Annotated in this window: 17 protein-coding genes; 6 read left to right on the top strand and 11 right to left on the bottom strand. The window is 68.4% G+C overall.

All coding sequences use genetic code 11. The annotated features are described in order from the left end of the window. Positions 1-381 precede the first annotated feature (381 nt). From ATO4_RS04675 to pyk, 3 genes are all read left to right on the top strand, one after another. Positions 382-1,488 carry a DMT family transporter gene (locus ATO4_RS04675; protein WP_245308572.1) on the top strand — a complete coding sequence of 369 codons (1,107 nt, stop codon included), beginning with the start codon at positions 382-384 and terminating at the stop codon, positions 1,486-1,488. A 70-nt stretch (positions 1,489-1,558) separates the two neighbouring features. Next, entirely contained in the window at positions 1,559-1,978 is a 420-nt protein-coding gene (locus tag ATO4_RS04670; RefSeq protein ID WP_083590372.1) for a DUF1036 domain-containing protein, read from the top strand. Further along, positions 1,975-3,411, top strand: a complete 1,437-nt coding sequence (gene pyk / locus ATO4_RS04665; protein ID WP_083590256.1) for a pyruvate kinase — start codon at positions 1,975-1,977, stop codon at positions 3,409-3,411. Before ATO4_RS04670 ends, pyk begins: the two co-directional genes overlap by 4 nt. Positions 3,412-3,622: 211 nt before the next feature. On the opposite strand, the gene proX is transcribed toward pyk, so the two are convergent. The 9 genes from proX to ATO4_RS04620 form a co-directional block, all read right to left on the bottom strand. Continuing rightward, complete coding sequence (gene proX, locus ATO4_RS04660) at positions 3,623-4,666, bottom strand: glycine betaine/L-proline ABC transporter substrate-binding protein ProX (protein WP_083590255.1); 1,044 nt, start codon at positions 4,664-4,666, stop codon at positions 3,623-3,625. A 102-nt stretch (positions 4,667-4,768) separates the two neighbouring features. Then, a complete protein-coding gene (gene proW, locus ATO4_RS04655; protein ID WP_083590254.1) occupies positions 4,769-6,055 on the bottom strand; it encodes a glycine betaine/L-proline ABC transporter permease ProW in 1,287 nt (428 codons plus the stop codon). Then, positions 6,052-7,254, bottom strand: a complete 1,203-nt coding sequence (gene proV / locus ATO4_RS04650; protein WP_245308571.1) for a glycine betaine/L-proline ABC transporter ATP-binding protein ProV — start codon at positions 7,252-7,254, stop codon at positions 6,052-6,054. The genes proW and proV overlap by 4 nt, the downstream gene beginning before the upstream one ends. A gap of 402 nt (positions 7,255-7,656) precedes the next feature. Further along, positions 7,657-8,139, bottom strand: a complete 483-nt coding sequence (locus ATO4_RS04645; RefSeq protein WP_083590252.1) for a hypothetical protein — start codon at positions 8,137-8,139, stop codon at positions 7,657-7,659. A 336-nt stretch (positions 8,140-8,475) separates the two neighbouring features. Further along, positions 8,476-9,273 (bottom strand): hypothetical protein, encoded by a 798-nt coding sequence (locus tag ATO4_RS04640; RefSeq protein ID WP_139802256.1) that lies wholly within the window; start codon positions 9,271-9,273, stop codon positions 8,476-8,478. A 147-nt stretch (positions 9,274-9,420) separates the two neighbouring features. Next, positions 9,421-9,546: a type B 50S ribosomal protein L36 gene (gene ykgO, locus ATO4_RS04635; protein WP_083590251.1), complete on the bottom strand. Its 126-nt coding sequence runs from the start codon at positions 9,544-9,546 to the stop codon at positions 9,421-9,423. A gap of 150 nt (positions 9,547-9,696) precedes the next feature. Continuing rightward, entirely contained in the window at positions 9,697-10,785 is a 1,089-nt protein-coding gene (locus ATO4_RS04630) for a 5-(carboxyamino)imidazole ribonucleotide synthase (protein WP_280940478.1), read from the bottom strand. Continuing rightward, positions 10,782-11,273, bottom strand: coding sequence for a 5-(carboxyamino)imidazole ribonucleotide mutase (purE, locus tag ATO4_RS04625; RefSeq protein ID WP_083590249.1), 492 nt, complete (start codon positions 11,271-11,273; stop codon positions 10,782-10,784). Before purE ends, ATO4_RS04630 begins: the two co-directional genes overlap by 4 nt. Before the next feature lie 2 nt (positions 11,274-11,275). Continuing rightward, positions 11,276-11,479 carry a DUF465 domain-containing protein gene (locus tag ATO4_RS04620; RefSeq protein ID WP_083590248.1) on the bottom strand — a complete coding sequence of 68 codons (204 nt, stop codon included), beginning with the start codon at positions 11,477-11,479 and terminating at the stop codon, positions 11,276-11,278. A 213-nt stretch (positions 11,480-11,692) separates the two neighbouring features. Between ATO4_RS04620 and ATO4_RS04615 the strand changes: the two genes are divergently transcribed. Beyond that, positions 11,693-11,869 carry a YdcH family protein gene (locus ATO4_RS04615; protein WP_083590247.1) on the top strand — a complete coding sequence of 59 codons (177 nt, stop codon included), beginning with the start codon at positions 11,693-11,695 and terminating at the stop codon, positions 11,867-11,869. Positions 11,870-11,959: 90 nt separating this feature from the next. Here ATO4_RS04615 and ATO4_RS04610 read toward each other — a convergent pair whose 3' ends face one another. Both ATO4_RS04610 and ATO4_RS04605 read right to left on the bottom strand, forming a co-directional pair. Then, positions 11,960-13,594 (bottom strand): acyl-CoA synthetase, encoded by a 1,635-nt coding sequence (locus ATO4_RS04610; protein ID WP_083590246.1) that lies wholly within the window; start codon positions 13,592-13,594, stop codon positions 11,960-11,962. Between the two features lie 63 nt (positions 13,595-13,657). Beyond that, positions 13,658-14,413, bottom strand: coding sequence for a sulfite exporter TauE/SafE family protein (locus ATO4_RS04605; protein ID WP_083590245.1), 756 nt, complete (start codon positions 14,411-14,413; stop codon positions 13,658-13,660). 253 nt (positions 14,414-14,666) lie between these two features. Here ATO4_RS04605 and ATO4_RS04600 point away from each other — a divergent pair, with 253 nt between their 5' ends. Together ATO4_RS04600 and ATO4_RS04595 are read left to right on the top strand one after the other, a co-directional pair. Then, positions 14,667-15,320: a thiamine phosphate synthase gene (locus ATO4_RS04600; RefSeq protein ID WP_083590244.1), complete on the top strand. Its 654-nt coding sequence runs from the start codon at positions 14,667-14,669 to the stop codon at positions 15,318-15,320. Then, entirely contained in the window at positions 15,317-16,372 is a 1,056-nt protein-coding gene (locus tag ATO4_RS04595; RefSeq protein ID WP_176222859.1) for a tetratricopeptide repeat protein, read from the top strand. Before ATO4_RS04600 ends, ATO4_RS04595 begins: the two co-directional genes overlap by 4 nt. Positions 16,373-16,413: the final 41 nt, after the last annotated feature.

Here is a 16,413-nt window from a genome sequence, read left to right as displayed (position 1 = left end):
CGGTGCCGACCTGCCCATCTTGCGACGTCCGAAGGATCCCGCCGGGATGCCGGTTCGCCAGTCGGCTTCCTCGCCGCTCCAGCATGATCGCGAAAAGCGGCAACCGGTTTTCGGGAAAGATCATGCAGCAACATAAGATGGAGCGGGGTGTCGATCGCAGCCGATCTCATCCCGCTCCAACGCGATCCGGGCTCCGGCCCCGTCGATCGGATCGCGGCGAACCGCTCTTGCGGCGGCGCGTCCGGCCGGTGATGGTCGCGGTGCTCGGGCGGCGTGCCGCGCTTCAGGCAAGGCGGGGCCGCGCTCGTCCGGAGACGCTCCCGCCGCAAGATATCGCCCCCTGTCAGGTTTCTGCCGTGTCCCGTTCCGATGGATGAAGCCTTGCCGACGTCCCCCGACGCCTCGCCGGCTCCTGCCTCACCCGGCGATGCGCCCCTCGGCGGCGCTGCCGTCGTGAGCGCGCAGGCACCGGTCGTGCCCGTGACGGGAACGGCGACGGCGGCTGCCGCCCTGACGGCCGGCGGCGCGCTGGCGCTGCTCGTCCTCGGTGCGGCGGCGATGGCGATCTCCCCGGTCTTCGTCCGGAATGCCGAGGTCGGCCCCTTTGCCAGCGCCTTCTGGCGGGTGTTCACCGCGCTCCCGCTGCTCGCCCTGTGGGCCGGGATCGAGAGGCGCGGCAGGCGGGGCCGCAGCAGCCCGGACAAGCCGCTCGATCGCGTCGATCCGCGGGTGGTCGCTCTGGCGGGCCTGTTCTTCGCCGGCGACCTCGCCTTCTGGCATCTGGCGATCATGCACACGACGATCGCCAATGCGACGTTCTTCGCCTGCCTCGCGCCGCTCTGGGTGGCGCTGCTGTCGCGGGTGACGATCGGCGAGACGGTGTCGCGGACGACGTTTCTCGGCCTCGCGGTCTGCGTGCCGGGAGCGGCGCTGCTGATCCTCCATTCCGGCAACGGCGAGGGCTCGCCGCTCGGCGACCTCTACGGCCTCGTCACCTCGCTGTTCTTCGGCCTCTATTTCCTCGCCGTCAGGCGGGCGAGGGCGGCGCTGGGCGCTGGCGCGACGACGCTGTTCTCGAGCCTCGTGACGACGGCGATCCTGTTGCCCGTCGCGATTCTCTCGGGCGAGGCGCTGCTGCCGGCATCGGCGGCGGGCGGGCTCAACCTCGCCGCCCTGGGGCTCGTCAGCCATGCCGGCGGCCAGGGGCTTCTGTCGGTGGCGCTCGGCGTGCTATCGGCATCCTTCTCGTCGCTGGTGATCTTCGTCGAGGCGGTGGCGGCGGCGCTGTTCGGCTGGCTGTTCGCGGGCGAGCGGCCGGGACTGGCGCAGATCGCCGGCGGCTGCCTGATTCTCCTCGGCATCGCCCTTGCCCGGCCGCGGCGCGCCGCAGGAACGTCATCGAATGATGATACGGGGCGCGCGATACGCCCCCTGGTCGTTGACACCGCCCGAGGCAACGCGAACACTGCGGATTCGAAAGTCGATTGATTTCAGGAAGTCCAATATGAAGCTCGTAGGCGTGTTCCAGGCGATGCCGAAACCCCTTCGCCTGGTCCTCATGGCCGCTGGCGCCTTCGTGCTCGGCGCACCGTTGACCGCCGTCAGCGCCAGGGCCGACTTCAGGGTCTGCAACGGCACGCAGTCGCTGGTCGGCGTCGCCATCGGCTACCGTACGGAAGCCGGCTGGACGACGGAGGGCTGGTGGCGCATACCGGCGACGACGTGCAAGTCGATCATCGAGGGGCCGCTCGCCTCGCGCTATTACTACGTTTATGCCGAGGACGCCGACGGCCGCAGCCGCTGGGCGGGACAGATCAACCTCTGCATCGCCGAAAACGAATTCAAGATCACCGGACGCCAGGACTGCCTGAAGCGCGGCTATCAGCGCATGGGTTTCCGGGAGTACGACACCGGCGAACAGGCGAGCTGGATGGTACAGCTCACCGAAGCGCCACGAAACGAATCGGGGAACGAATGAGACGCAACCGTAGGGTCAAGATCCTCGCGACGTTGGGACCTGCCTCTTCGTCGGAAGAGATGATCCGCAAGCTGCACGAGGCGGGCGCAGACGTCTTCCGCATCAACATGAGCCACGCCGACCACCCGCTGATGCGCGAATTGGTCCAGCGCATCCGCAAGGTCGAGTCCGACGTCGGCCGGCCGATCGGCATCCTCGCCGACCTGCAGGGGCCGAAGCTCCGGGTCGGCAAGTTCGCCGACGGCAAGGTCTCGCTGAAGCTCGGCCAGACCTTCACCCTCGACGACAATCCGGCGCCCGGCGACGACACCCGCGTCCAGCTGCCGCATCCCGAGATTCTCGAGGCGGTCGAGGTCGGCCACCGGCTGCTGATCGACGACGGGCGGCTGCAGCTCGAATGCATCTCGACCGACGCCCATCACATCGCCTGCAAGGTGGTGGCCGGCGACAAGATCTCCGACCGCAAGGGCGTGTCCCTGCCGGACACGACGCTGGCGACCGGCGCTTTGACCGAGAAGGACCGGGCGGACCTCGACGCGGTCCTCGCGGAGAACGTCGACTGGGTGGCGCTGTCCTTCATCCAGCGGCCCGACGATCTCGCCGAGGCGCGCAAGATCGCCCGCGGCCGGGCCTTCCTGTTGTCGAAGATCGAGAAGCCCCAGGCCGTCGAACGGCTCGACGAGATCATCGAACTCTCCGACGCCATCATGGTGGCGCGCGGCGATCTCGGCGTCGAACTGCCGCTCGAGGCGGTGCCGGGCATCCAGAAGCGCATCACCCGGGCCTGCCGCAAGGCCGGCAAGCCGGTGGTCGTCGCGACGCAGATGCTGGAATCGATGATCACCGCGCCGGTGCCGACCAGAGCCGAGGTCTCCGACGTGTCGATCGCCGTCTACGAGGGCGCCGACGCGATCATGCTGTCGGCCGAATCGGCGGCGGGCGACTATCCCGTCGAGGCGGTGTCGACGATGGACCGCATCGCCCAGTGCGTCGAGAAGGACCCGCTCTATCCGGGCATCATCTTCGCCCAGCGCCCCGAGCCCGAGCCGACCGGCGCGGACGCGGTCTCGCTGGCGGCGCGGCAGATGGCCGAGACGATCGGCGTGGCGGCGATCGTCACCTACACGGCGACCGGCACGACCGGGCTTCGCACCGCCCGCGAGCGGCCGCAGATCCCGATCGTCGCGCTGTCGCCGGTGCTCGCCACCGCAAGGCGCCTGTCGCTGGTCTGGGGGCTGCACTGCGTGGTGACCGAGGACGCCCAGAGCCTCGACGACATGGTCGACCGGGCCTGCCGGATCGCCGTCGAGCAGAAATACGCCCGGGCGGGCGAGCGCATCATCGTCACCGCCGGCGTGCCGCTGCGCACCCCCGGCGCCACCAACATGCTGCGCATCGCCTATATCGGCTCGGACGGGCTGTCGGCGGTTTGATGGCTGAAGGGGCGGGCTCGCAGTCGGCCCGCTTCACGCCGCTGCAGAAGAGCGGCGGGCAGGACGATACCGCGGCGGGGTGAGCGGCGAGACAGAGCGTCGAGATCATATCTGCGCCGCGCCTCCCGCCCCAAGGCAACGAACCGTTGGACTTAAACGAAAACGGGCGGCCCGAAGGCCGCCCGTTCTTGCGTTGCGATGGAAGGTCGGATCACTCGGCCGCGGCGCTGTCGCCGTCGGCGGCGGCGCGGGCTTCCTCGATCCACTTGTTCCAGGTGTCCTGGTGGCCCTGGATCCAGGCGTCGGCGTGACGCTCGATGTCGGCTTCGGAATCCTCGCCGTTCTGGATCAGCAGGTTCTCGGCGCTGATGTCGTTGGCCGGCAGCTTCATGATCGAGAACAGCTTGGCCGCCGCCGGATTGGCGTCGGTGAATTCCTTGTTGGCGGCGATCTTCTGAACGTTGACCTCGAAGCCGTAGTTCGAGCCGTCCGGCAGGGCGGTGTCGACGCCGCTGCGCGAGCCGGGCAGGGCCGACTTCGGAACGTTCAGCCAGACGGTGTCCTCGCCCGGAACCAGCACGCCGGAGACCCAGTAGGGCGTCCAGGTGTAGTAGAGGATCGGCTGGCCGTCCCTGTAGCGCGAGATGGTGTCGGCGATGATCGCCGAATAGGAACCCTGGTTGTGGGTCACGGTATCGCGCAGCTCGAAGGCATCCAGCTGATGCTCGATCACCTTCTCGCAGCCCCAGCCGGGGGTGCAGCCGGTCAGATCCGCCTTGCCGTCGCCATTGGTGTCGAACAGCTTGGCGATCTCGGGATCCTTGAGCTGGCCGAGATTGGTGATGTCGTGCGCTTCGGCCGTCTTCTTGTCGATCAGGTAGCCCTGGAGCGCGTTGTCGGAATAGACGCCCTCACGGAACAGCTTGTCCGTGCCGCCGGCCTCCTGGAAGAAGTCCTCGTGCAGGGGATCCCAGCTGTCGGCGAGGAAGGTGCCGTCGCCATTGGCAACGGCGACATAGGCCGTGGCGTATTCCAGTTCCTTGATGTCGTTGACCGTATAGCCGAGCTCCTCGAGCCCCTTCATGACCAGCATGGTCTGGAAGGTCTCGCCGGCGAGCGACGACTTCAGCGGGGTGACGGTGATGCCTTCGCCCGGCATGTCCTGGGCGGTGGCGGCACCGGTGGCAAGAATCGCGGCGATGCCGGCCGACGCTGCGAGCGCCCGGAGTGCGCTTTTTCGGATCGGTTTGGTCATGCTCGATCTCCTGTCTGATCTGGGGGTCGATGGTGGCACGCGAGCCGAGGCTGCGTGCCCTGAGATGCAGGCCGGCTAGAGGCGCCCGCCCGCGATGGACAGTCAGGCCGCCTTCGGCCTTCCTGCAGACTTTTCGACCTCAACGCTGCGGCTGCGCAGCCTTGTGACGAGGCCGATGGGTCCCGTCGCGTACCAGGCGACGTTGCCGCGGTCGCGCCGCGAGACGCCGAGCGACTGGGTCATCCGGTCGATGATGATCGCCAGGATGACGATGCCGACGCCGCCGACCGTGGCGAGGCCCATGTCGAGCCGGCCGATGCCGCGCAGCACCATCTGGCCGAGGCCGCCGACGGCGATCATCGAGGCGATCACCACCATGGACAAAGCCAGCATCAGGGTCTGGTTGAGGCCAGCCATGATGGTCGGCATGGCGATCGGCAGCTGCACCTTGTAGAGGAGCTGGCGGTTCGAGGCGCCGAAGGCGCGGGCCGCCTCGATCAGGTCCGGCGGCACCTGGCGGATGCCGAGATTGGTGAGCCGCACCAGCGGCGGCAGGGCGAAGATGATGGTGACGACGACGCCGGGCACGTTGCCGATGCCGAACAGCATGACGATCGGCACCAGATAGACGAAGGCGGGCGTCGTCTGCATGGCGTCGAGCACCGGGCGCACGAAGCCGGCGACGCGGTCGTTGCGGGCGATCCAGATGCCGAGCGGCAGGCCGACGACGGCGCAGAAGAACACCGCGGTGATGACCAGCGACAGTGTCACCATGGCCTCGGTCCACGCGCCGATGAGGCCGACGAAGGTCATGGCGAGGACGGCGCCGACGGCGAGGCGCGGGCCGGCCAGCTGCCAGGCGAGGAGGCCGATGAAGGCCAGCATCACCAGCGAGGGCGTGCCGAGGAGGATCGAATCGACGCCGGACAGGACGCTGTCGATCGGCCAGCGGATCGCCTGGAAGATCGGCCGGAAGTTGGAGACCACCCAGTCGAGGAAGTGCTCGACCCATGTCTGCAGCGGAATGACCGAATGGTCGAAGGGGTGGAGGAAGTCGAAATGCTGCTCCGGCGCCGGGGCGGCGTTGGACAGCCAGTCCGGCGTCGCGGCGGCGTCGCTGCCGGCCGGCGGCGCGGCGCTGCCAGCCGCGTCGGCGCCCCCGGAGGACGGCGTGCCACCGGAGGACGGCGTGCCCCAGGGATTGGAGGCCGCGCTCGGGGCGTCGGGAGCTGCGTCGGCGGCGGCGGGCGTTTCCGCCGTGTCGTTGGCCGATGGTGCGGGGCCGGTCGCCCAGGGGTTGGAACTCTGGGCGAGGAGCGTCTCGCCGTTCTGGCTCGCCGCCTCGGGCGGCATCGTCGAAGTCTGTTCCGTCAAAATCTGTTCGGTCATGGGGCGCTCTCCGCGCGGTTCATCGCCTGCAGGAGCCGGCCGCGCGAGACGACGCCGAGATAGCGGCCGTCGCCGTCGACGACCGGCAGGCCGCAGCGGGCCTCGGCGACGCGGCTGATGATCTCGCCGAGCTTGGCGTCGCCTTGAAGCGGCGCGACGTCGGGCAGGAAAGCGCTCTTCATGCTCGGGCGCTTTTCGCGCAGGGCCGCCTCGAGGGAGGCGGCGGAGACCACGCCCTGAAACTGCTGCCGGCTGTCGACGACGTAAGCGTAGTCCCGATCGGCCTCGGCGATCCGCTGCAGGGCGCCGCGCAGATTGTCGCCGCCCTCGAAGATCGTCACCTGCCTCTTCGCCGCCACGTCGCGGGCGCTGAGGACGTTGGTGACGTCGACGCCCCGGAAGAAGGAGCGGACATAGTCGTCGGCGGGGTTGTTGAGGATCTCGTCCGGCGTTCCGACCTGGACGACGCGGCCGCCCTCCATGATGGCGATCCGGTCGCCGATGCGCATGGCCTCGTCGAGATCGTGGGAGATGAAGACGATGGTGCGGCGCTGCTCGGCCTGGAGGGCCAGCAGCTCGTCCTGCATCTCGGTGCGGATCAGCGGATCGAGGGCGCTGAAGGCTTCGTCCATCAGGAGGAGCGAAGGATCGTTGGCGAGCGCCCGGGCCAGCCCGACGCGCTGCTGCATGCCGCCGGAAAGCTCGTTCGGATAGGAATGGCCGTAGGGGCCGAGACCCACCTGCTCCAGCGCCTCGCGAGCCCGCTTCTCGCGGGTCGGCACGTCGACGCCGGACAGCTCGAGCCCGAAGGCGGCGTTCTGCAGGACGGTCAGATGCGGCAGGAGCGCGAAGGACTGGAACACCATCGACACGTGCTGGCGCCGGAACTCCATGAGCTCCTTCTCGGACATCTTGGCGATGTCGGCGTCCTTCACGACGATCTCGCCGGCCGACGGCGTGATCAGGCGGTTCAGCATCCTGACGAGGGTCGACTTGCCGGAGCCGGAGAGGCCCATGACGACGAAGATCTCGCCCTCCCTGACGGAGAAGCTCGCGTCCGAAACGCCAAGCATCATCCCCGTCTCGGCGAATATCTTGTCCTTGTCCTTGCCCGACCGATAGAGTTCGATCGCGTCCTGCGGCCGGTCCCCAAACACCTTGAAGAGATTGCGAACCGTGAGCGCGTCCGTTTGACTCAAACCAACAGCCCCCTGTTCGGATTTCCGATCCGGTGAAAAACTCTGCATGCTGTGAAGATCATGGCATGTCATTAGGCAATTATGGCAGTGCTGTCGAGTCTCGAACCGGGAAGATGTGCCGGTACGGCGGCGCGGCGGCTCGGTCTCCGCGGAAAGTGCTCAGTCTTATCAGGGGCTTGTCCGGATCGGGTGCCGGCGGTGCCAAAACCGTCAGCGAGCGGCGGGCGGGCGACAATATGGCGGTCTGCGGGCAAGGCATCCACGCGATCGGGCGGACATGCGAACGCCCGGCGCGGGGGCGCACCGGGCGTTACGGATCGGCATGGTTGGTGGGCCGGAAAAGTCCGGCAGCGGTCTCGGGCAGGCCTTGCCATGGCCCCGAGGCTGCAGGCTGTCCGAAGCTTACTGCGAAGACGTATCGCTGTCGGAGCCGTCGTTCGTGTCGTCGTCGGAACCGTTGCCGGAGGAGGCGTTGGATTCCGACTGACCGGACTGGCCCGACTGGCCGGACGTGCCCGGCTGGCCGGACTGGCTGCCCTGGCCACCCTGGCGCTGGGCGCCCATGACGCGGCCGCTGGTGTCGATCATCATGACGACGCGCTCGCCGTCCGGCGTGGTGGCCTGGACGAGATAGGCGGCATCCATGATCGAGGCGTCTTCGTATCCGGCGGTCTTCAGCGCATCGAGCACCTTCTTCTGCGAGGCCACCATGTCCTCGGTGGTGATGGCGGCCTGGCCACCGGTGCCCTGGCCGGACGTCGTCGACTGATCGCTCATGTTCGACTGGTTGGTGTTCGCCGCATCGGAACCGGTATTGCCCGACTGCGCAAGCGCCGGAGCAGCGGTGAAGGCGAGAATGGTCGTGGCGAGAATCGTCTTTTTCATAGATGTTCCTCCGTTTGTTTCTGCAACGCCGCGCCGATCGCGCCGGGCGTTACTCATGGAGGGCAATCGAAAGACGATCGGATCGTTCCGACGTGTTCCTTACCAGAACATTAACGCTCGTTGGTCGCCAAAATAGTCGTGCGGGCGCAGATGCCGGCGCCCGGACGACGCGGTGGATGCCATGCCGATGTCGATGGAATGAGGATGGCAGGCCGCTGCCGGGCCGCCCTGACAGCCGCGCCTCGGACGCCGTGATGCCGGCGCGGCGTGGGTGGCATACCGTCGGCTCCGGTCCTCGGAAGGCGCCGAGGGCTTGCCGTTCAAGCACCGCCGGGTTCAGATCACCGGGCCGGTCAGCTCCTCGGACAGGCGTCCCGCGGCATCCTGGGCGGATTTCAGCGCCGGATAGACCGCGAGGACGTTCAGATAGGTCTCCAGCGCCTTCTGCTTCTCGTCGAGGCGTTCGAGAATCATGCCGAGCCCCATCAACGCGCCCCAGTGGCGCGGTTCGCGGCCGAGGGTCTGCTCGATGTCGGCGAGGGACTTGCCCCAGCGGTCCATGGAGAAATTCAGCGTCGCCCGGCGGTTCCAGGCTTCCGCATAATCGGGATCGAGGACCAGCGTCTGGTCGAGCACGTCCATCGCGGCGACATTGTCCTTCTGGCCCATGGCTTTCGCCGCGCGCTGCATCAGGAGGTCGATGGTGGCGCTGCCGGACCGCCGCCACTCGCGCTCGATGCGCGCCGCGATGCGGGCCGCCTTGGTGCCGTCCGGCTGCTTGCGAAGCTCGGAGAACAGCCGGTCGATCTTTTCCTCGCGGGTTTCGTCCGGTCGGCCGTCCGCCTGCTGCGTCGCCGGATCGTTCGGCGGGACGATCTCGGCCGCGTCGTCGTCCACGGGCGGGGCGCTGCCGAAGGCATCGGGCGGGCTCTGGGGGGCCTCGTCCGGCGGCGGCACGATCATGGGCGAGTTCTCGCCCCCCGGCATCGGCGGATTGTCGCCGCCCGGCGCGGGCGCGATGCCGCCTTCGGGAGGCGCGACCGTGGGGGGCGGTGCCGTGTCCTGGGCTGCCGAGACCGTCGGCAGGCCGAGGGCGAAGGGGAGGGCGCAGAGAAAGAAGGTCAGGATCCGCATGGCCGGAGACTCCCTCATCGTCGCAAGGCTGTCAATTTGACGATGTCGTGAAGCGGACAACGCAAAAACCCGCCCCGGAGATGCCCCGGGAGCGGGTTTTCGAAACTTGCGAAAGGATGCGCGCCCAGCCGCGGCCGGGCGAGCGCCTCAGCCCTGGCGGGCCTTGAAGCGCGGCGCTTCCTTGTTGATGATGTAGATGCGCCCCTTGCGGCGAACCATGCGGTTGGCGCGGTGACGGCCCTTGAGGGACTTCAGGGAGTTCTTGATCTTCATGACTTCACCGGATCGATCGTCGCGACGATCGGATCCTTCCGCTCCGCCGCATGAGAAAAAGCGCACCATGACGGGTGCGCCGGGATGATGGTTGCCAGATAGCCAGAAGACGGATTGATGTCAATCTCCCGTCCGGCGATTTGCGGGGCGTCAGGCCCCGTCGGTGCGGGGCGTGACGCGGGTGATGTGGCCCATCTTGCGGCCGCGGCGGGTCTCGGCCTTGCCGTAGAGATGCAGGATGCTGCGCGGCTCGGCGACGAGCTGATCGAAGCGGCCGACATCGTCGCCGATGAGGTTTTCCATGACGCAGTCGAAATGTCGCTCGGGACTCGCCAGCGGCAGGCCGGCGATCGCCCGCACGTGATTCTCGAACTGCGAGGCGAGGCAGGCCGCCTCGGTCCAATGGCCGGAATTGTGGACGCGCGGGGCCATCTCGTTGACGAGGAGGGCGCTGTCCCTGCCGACGAAGAACTCGACGCCGATGACGCCGACATAGTTCAGATGGGTCAGGATCCTGGCGGCCACGCCTTGCGCCTCGGCGGCGATGTCCGGGGTGATGCGGCCGGGGACCGTCGAGGATTTGAGGATGCCGAGGGTGTGGACGTTCTCCGCCGGGTCGTAGGCGGCGATGGCGCCGTCCCGCCCGCGCGCCGCGATGATCGAGAGTTCGAATGCGAAGGGCACCCGCTTCTCGAGGATCGCCGGGGCGCGGCCGATTTCCTCGAAGGCGTCGGTGAAGGTGGTCTCGGCGTTGATTCGGGCCTGACCCTTGCCGTCATAGCCGAATCGCCGGGTCTTCAGGATGCAGTCGCCGCCGAGGTCGAGCAGCGCGTGGCCGAGCTCGTCCGCCGCGTCGATCGCCCGCCACTCGGCGGTGGCGACGCCGATGCCGTTGAGAAACGCCTTCTCGACCACCCGGTCCTGGGAGACCTCGAGGGCTTCGGCGGGGGGCGACAGCTCTGTGCCGCCCATCGCCTTGCGCAGCGGCTCCACCGCGACGTTCTCGAACTCGAAGGTGACGACGTCGGAGATGGCGGCGAGCTGGGCGAGCAGCGCCTCGTCGCCATAGGGCCCGACGATCAGGCGGCTCGCCACCTGGGCGGCCGGGCAGGCGGGATCGGGATCGAGCACCGCCACCTTGTAGCCGAAGCGCGCGGCGGCCATGGCCAGCATGCGGCCGAGCTGGCCACCGCCGACGATGCCGATGGTGGCGCCGGGGGCAAGCGGAAAGCCGGTCACGCTTCGTCCCTCGGCGCTTCTTCCACCGAGGCGGTCTGGGCCTCGCGCCAGGCATCGAGGCGGCCGGCGAGAGCCTCGTCCGACAGAGCGAGGACGGCGGCAGCCAGAAGCGCGGCGTTGACCGCGCCGGCGCGGCCGATGGCGAGGGTTCCGACCGGGATGCCGGCCGGCATCTGGACGATCGACAACAGGCTGTCCTGGCCGGACAGGGCGCGGCTCTCGACCGGCACGCCGAACACCGGCAGCGGCGTCATCGCCGCCGTCATGCCGGGCAGGTGGGCGGCCCCGCCGGCACCGGCGATGATCACCTTGAAGCCCTCGTCCCTCGCCCCCCTGGCGAAGCCGTAGAGCCGCTCCGGCGTCCGGTGGGCCGAGACGATGCGGGCCGCATGGCCGATGCCGAGGCGGTCCAGCGTCTCGGCGGCGTGTTTCATCACCGGCCAGTCGGACTGGCTGCCCATGATGATCGCGACGGGTGTCGAAACCATGCTCACGCGCTGATGTCCGGTATGATCTGGTCCTCGAGGTCCTGCAGCCTGTCCTTGATGGCGAGCTTCTTCTTCTTCATGCGCTGGACGCGCAGACGGTCGCTGCCCATCGCCTCCATCGCCTCGATGGCCGCATCGAAATCGGCGTGATCCTGGCGAAGCCTCGCCACCTCCAGCCTGAGTGCCGCCTGCTCCTGTTCCCCCATCGATTTCCTTTCGAGACACTTCGTCGCGACGCCACCCGGCGCCCTCGGGAAAGCTCTTGCCACACCGTCACAATTTGTAAACCGGCCAATCACATGACGTCCCGGAATCTTGTTTCCGCGTTCGACAGTACCAAGCTTTTATGACACGCTCGCCAGGTTTCAGTCACGGCTCAAGTCTGGCGTGCCGGACCCAACTCTCGAAGGGAGATGCCAATGTCCTTGAACACCCACATCACGACGCTGGAGCAGCGCCATTCTGCCCTCGACCAGGAGATTACGGCAGCCTTTGCCTCAAAGCCAGCCATGAGCGATGCGGAGATCAGGGAGATGAAGCTCAAGAAGCTTCGGCTGAAAGAGGAGATCGAACGGCTCAGGCGCGACGAGCACTGAGCGTTTCGCGGTCCAATGCCGGGCGTGGCGAGAAGCCACGTCCGGAGTGACGACAAGGGGTCCGCAAGGGCCCTTTTTTTTGGCTGGGCCTCAGCCGTCGACCATCTTCCTCAGGACGTATTTCTGGATCTTGCCCGTCGACGTCTTCGGCACCTCGGCGAAGCGGATCTCCTTGGGACATTTGAACCTTGCGAGCTTCTCGCGGCAGTGGGCGATCAGCTCCTCCGCGCTCGCCTGCCGGCCGGGCTTCAGCTCGACGAAGGCAAGGGGAACCTCGCCCCATTTCTCGTCGGGCCTTGCGACCACCGCCGCCGTCTGGACGGCGGGATGCTGGTAGAGGGCGTTCTCCACTTCGATGGAGGAGATGTTCTCGCCGCCGGAGATGATGATGTCCTTCGCCCGGTCCTTCAATTCGATGTAGCCGTCCTCGTGGCAGACGCCGAGATCGCCGGAGTGGAACCAGCCGCCGCGGAACGCCTCGGCGGTGGCGGCGGGGTTCTTCAGGTAGCCGCGCATGACGATGTTGCCGCGGAACATGACCTCGCCGATGGTCTCGCCATCCGCCGGCACCCGTTCCATGGTCTCGGCGTCCATCACCGCGAGTTCCTCGAGCGCCGGATAGCGCACGCCCTGGCGCGCTTTCCTCGCGGCGCGGCCGGGTCCGTCGAGGTCGTTCCACTGGGCCTTCCAGGCATTGACCACGGCGGGGCCGTAGGTCTCGGTCAGGCCGTAGAGATGGGTGACGGCGAAGCCGGCCTCGGCCATGCCGGCCAGCACCGCCTGGGGCGGCGGCGCGGCGGCGGTGTTGAAGGTGACGGTGTGGCTGAAGTCGCGCTTGTCGCTGTCCTCGGCATTGATCAGCGCCGCCATCACGATGGGCGCGCCGCACAGATGGGTGACGCCGTGCTCGGCGATCGCGTCGTACATCGCCTTCGCCCGCACCCATCTGAGGCACACATGGGTGCCGGCCTGTAGCGCCAGCGTCCAGGGAAAGCACCAGCCGTTGCAGTGGAACATCGGCAGGGTCCACAGATAGACCGGATGGCCGGTCATCTCGGCGGCGACGATGTTGGCATAGCCCATCAGCGCGGCGCCGCGATGGTGGTAGACGACGCCCTTGGGATTGCCCGTGGTTCCCGACGTGTAGTTGAGCGAGATCGCGTCCCACTCGTCGCGGGGCATCTGCCAGGCGAAGGCCGGATCGCCCTCGGCGAGAAGCGCCTCGTATTCCAGGCTGCCGATGAAGTCGCCCTTCCTGGCGGGCGCCTCGGCGGGAAAGTCCGGGTCGTCGTAGTCGACGACGAGCGGCGAGACGCCGGCCTTTGCGATCGCCTCGGCCATGACGGCGGAGAATTCCCGGTCGACGATGACGAGCCTCGCCTCGGCATGGTCGAGCTGGAAGGCGATGATGTCGGCGTCGAGCCGGGTGTTGATCGAGAGCAGGACCGCCCCCGCCATCGGCACGCCGTGATGGGCTTCGAGCATCGCCGGGGTGTTGGAGAGCATCACTGCGACGGTCTCGCCGCGCCCGATGCCGCGCTGCGACAGCGCCGAGGCGAGCCGGCGCGAGCGGGCGTAGAAGTCGCGGTAGGACCGGCGCAGCGAGCCGTGGACGATGGCGATGCGGTCGGGATGGATCTCGGCCGCGCGGGACAGGTAGCTCAGCGGCGTCAACGGCTGGTGATTGGCGGCGTTGCGGCCCAGATGCTCGTCGTAGATGCCCATCGTGTCCTCCCGGTTTCGGCGTCGTGTCGGTCTTTGCCGCCATCGATCGCACAGGCTGCCCCGTCAGAGAAGCGCCATGCCTCCGTCATAGGCGAGTTTGAGCCCGATCGGCAGCAGCAGCCAGTAGATGATCCGGTAGAACACGCCCGGCTCGATCCGCTTGACCAGCCAGATGCCGGCGAGCGTCGCGACCGGCGCGAGGGGCAGCAGCACCGCCGAGGTGGCGAGATTCTCGTGGGAGAACTGGCCGAGCAGGAAATACGGCACGAGCTTCATCGCATTGACCGCGGCGAAGAAGACCACCGAGGTGCCGGCGAAGATCGGCGGCGCGATCTTCAGCGGGACGACATAGACCTGGAAGGGCGGGCCGCCGGCGTGGCTGACGAAGCTGGCAAAGCCCGCCACCGCGCCCCAGAAGGCCCCCTTCAGCGGCTGTTGCGGCCGCGCCGCCCGGGCCGCGCGCTCGCCGGCGAACCAGTTGGCGAAGAACCACAAGGCGAGAAGCCCGATGGTCAGGCGGAAGGCATCCGCCGAGACCGAGGCGGCGGTCAGATAGCCGGTGAGGACGCCGAGGCCGGCGGCGGGGAGCATGGTGAGGACGACGCCGCGATCGAATCGGCCGCGCCAGGCGGCAAGGCCGACCACGTCCATCACCACGAGGATCGGCAGGAGCACGCCGGCCGCGGTGACCGGATCGACGGCCATCGCCATCAGCGGCACCCCGACGAGGGCGGCGGTGCCGCCGAAGCCGCCCTTGGACAGGCCGACGAGGATCACCGCCGGAACGGCGAGGGCATAAAACAGCGGGTCGGTGATCACGGCAGCTTCGACGTCCTCTCGAGGCACACGGGATAGGCCGCCGGCGCTTCGCGGGCAAGGGCTTGATGTCGCATCCCTTCCCGCCTTCTCGACGCGCCTGGCGCGGCCGGCCGGATCTTGCCGTGCCGACCCTGCGGTCCCACCTTGCGGCCGAAGGAGAGCCCGCCGGCCGCAATCGTAGCGCGACGCCGTCGCCCGCCTCGCCGGCTTGCCGCTTCACAGCTGGGCGCGTCTGGGGTATCGACGATCCATCATGAACCTAGATCCAATCCGTTCCCGGCTGGTGCTCGTCACGACGCCGCTCCCCGATGCCGACGCCGAAGCGCGGATGCGCGCGGCCCTGTCCGGCGGCGACATCGCCTCCGTGCTCATCGATCCGGCCGGCCGCGACGCGGCGGCCTTCCAGCGCTTTGCCGAGATGCTCGTGCCGATCGTCCAGGAGGCGGGCGCGGCGGCGATCGTCGTCGACGACAGCCGTACCGCCGGCCGCGTCAAGGCCGACGGCCTGCATCTGACGGGCGGCGACCTCGAGGCGCTGGGCGAGGCGGTGTCGAGCTTCCGGCCGAAAATGATCGTCGGCGGCTCGGGCTTCGAGACCCGCCACGACGCCCTCGACGCCGGCGAGTGGATGCCCGACTACATCCTGTTCGGCCGCATCGGCGGCGACGCCGATCCCGAGCCCCACAAGAAGAGCCTGGCGCTGGCAGAGTGGTGGGCGCCGATCGTCGAGATCCCCTGCATCCTCCTCGCCGGCGGTGACCTGTCGACGCTGGAGGACGCCGCGGCGACGGGATCGGAGTTCATCGGGCTGTCGCGGGCGGTGTTCGGCGAGGGCGTCGATCCGGCTGCCGGCGTCGCCGCCGCCAACCGGGTGTTCGACGACGTGTTCGAGCGGTTCACCCCATGAGGCGGCCGGCCGATCCTCGCGGCGGGCAGAGGCTGTGGCGCGGCGTTCGCTCCGCCGTCGCCGCGGCCGGAGCGCTGGCGATCGCGGCCGCACTGTCGGCCGCGCCGTCGTCGGTCGGGGCGGCCGAGCCGGCACCCGGCGCGGCGGCGATGCCCGCAGCTGCGCCCGAAACCGCAGCCGGAGGCGAGGCCGCGACATCCGCCGGCCCGGCGGGAAGCGGGCCGAGCAAGGCCGATCTCGCCTATGGCGCCTATCAGCGCGGCTACTACGTCACGGCCATAGAACTCGCCGAACCGCTGGCCAATCTCGGCGATCCGGCGGCGCAGACGCTGCTCGGCGAGATCTACTCGCGCGGGCTGGGCGTCAAGCGCGACATGAAGGAGGCGGCGCGCTGGTATCAGGCGGCGGCCAAGGCCGGCAAGGCCGAGGCCCAGTTCCGCTACGCGATGATCCTGCTCGAAGGCTCGGCGGTGACGCGGGACGAGGCGCAGGCGAGGGACCTGATGCAGGCGGCCGCCGACCGCGGGCTGCCGCTCGCCGAATACAATTACGGCCAGATGCTGATCGAGAGCTCGCCGTCCGGCGGCTTCACCGACGCCGCCCGCTACTTCGAGAAGGCGGCGAAAGCCGGCGTGCCCGAGGCGCAATATGCCATGTCGCAGCTCTTCGCCAGCGGTCGCGGCGTCACCGAGGACCTTCAGAAGGCGCGGGCCTTCCTGCATGCTTCGGCGCTGAACGGCTTCACCATCGCGCAGATCGAGTACGGCATCTGGCTGATCAACGGCAAGGGCGGTCCGGCGAAGGCGGAGGAGGGCTTCCGCTTCCTCAGGCATGCCGCCGCGCTGGGCAATCCGATCGCCATCAACCGCGTCGCCCATCTCTACAAGGACGGGATCGGCACCGAACCGGACGTGGCCGAGGCGGCGAAATGGGCGGTTCTGGCCAAGCGCACGAAGAACAGCGACGCCGTTCTCGACGATTTCTTTCGCGGCCTCGACGCCGCGGCGCAGAAGACGGCCCTGGAGGCGGCGAACCGGTTTCGCTCGGGCTGACGGGCCGCGCGGGCCGCAACGGCTTGAATGGCGCGTGGATT

The organism is Aurantimonas sp. 22II-16-19i (assembly GCF_002088275.1).
Lineage (GTDB): Bacteria > Pseudomonadota > Alphaproteobacteria > Rhizobiales > Rhizobiaceae > Jiella.
The sequence above is the reverse complement of the archived record's forward strand: the minus strand, read 5'-3'. Positions and strand labels throughout refer to the sequence as shown.

Bases quoted from the DNA above. Each gene is read 5' to 3' on its own strand.
- ATO4_RS04670 (WP_083590372.1), top strand. From the start codon at position 1,559: ATGGCCGCTGGCGCCTTCGTGCTCGGCGCACCGTTGACCGCCGTCAGC.
- pyk (WP_083590256.1), top strand. From the start codon at position 1,975: ATGAGACGCAACCGTAGGGTCAAGATCCTCGCGACGTTGGGACCTGCC.
- proX (WP_083590255.1), bottom strand. From the start codon at position 4,666: ATGACCAAACCGATCCGAAAAAGCGCACTCCGGGCGCTCGCAGCGTCG.
- proW (WP_083590254.1), bottom strand. From the start codon at position 6,055: ATGACCGAACAGATTTTGACGGAACAGACTTCGACGATGCCGCCCGAG.
- ATO4_RS04645 (WP_083590252.1), bottom strand. From the start codon at position 8,139: ATGAAAAAGACGATTCTCGCCACGACCATTCTCGCCTTCACCGCTGCT.
- ATO4_RS04640 (WP_139802256.1), bottom strand. From the start codon at position 9,273: ATGCGGATCCTGACCTTCTTTCTCTGCGCCCTCCCCTTCGCCCTCGGC.
- ykgO (WP_083590251.1), bottom strand. From the start codon at position 9,546: ATGAAGATCAAGAACTCCCTGAAGTCCCTCAAGGGCCGTCACCGCGCC.
- purE (WP_083590249.1), bottom strand. From the start codon at position 11,273: ATGGTTTCGACACCCGTCGCGATCATCATGGGCAGCCAGTCCGACTGG.
- ATO4_RS04620 (WP_083590248.1), bottom strand. From the start codon at position 11,479: ATGGGGGAACAGGAGCAGGCGGCACTCAGGCTGGAGGTGGCGAGGCTT.
- ATO4_RS04615 (WP_083590247.1), top strand. From the start codon at position 11,693: ATGTCCTTGAACACCCACATCACGACGCTGGAGCAGCGCCATTCTGCC.
- ATO4_RS04610 (WP_083590246.1), bottom strand. From the start codon at position 13,594: ATGGGCATCTACGACGAGCATCTGGGCCGCAACGCCGCCAATCACCAG.
- ATO4_RS04600 (WP_083590244.1), top strand. From the start codon at position 14,667: ATGAACCTAGATCCAATCCGTTCCCGGCTGGTGCTCGTCACGACGCCG.
- ATO4_RS04595 (WP_176222859.1), top strand. From the start codon at position 15,317: ATGAGGCGGCCGGCCGATCCTCGCGGCGGGCAGAGGCTGTGGCGCGGC.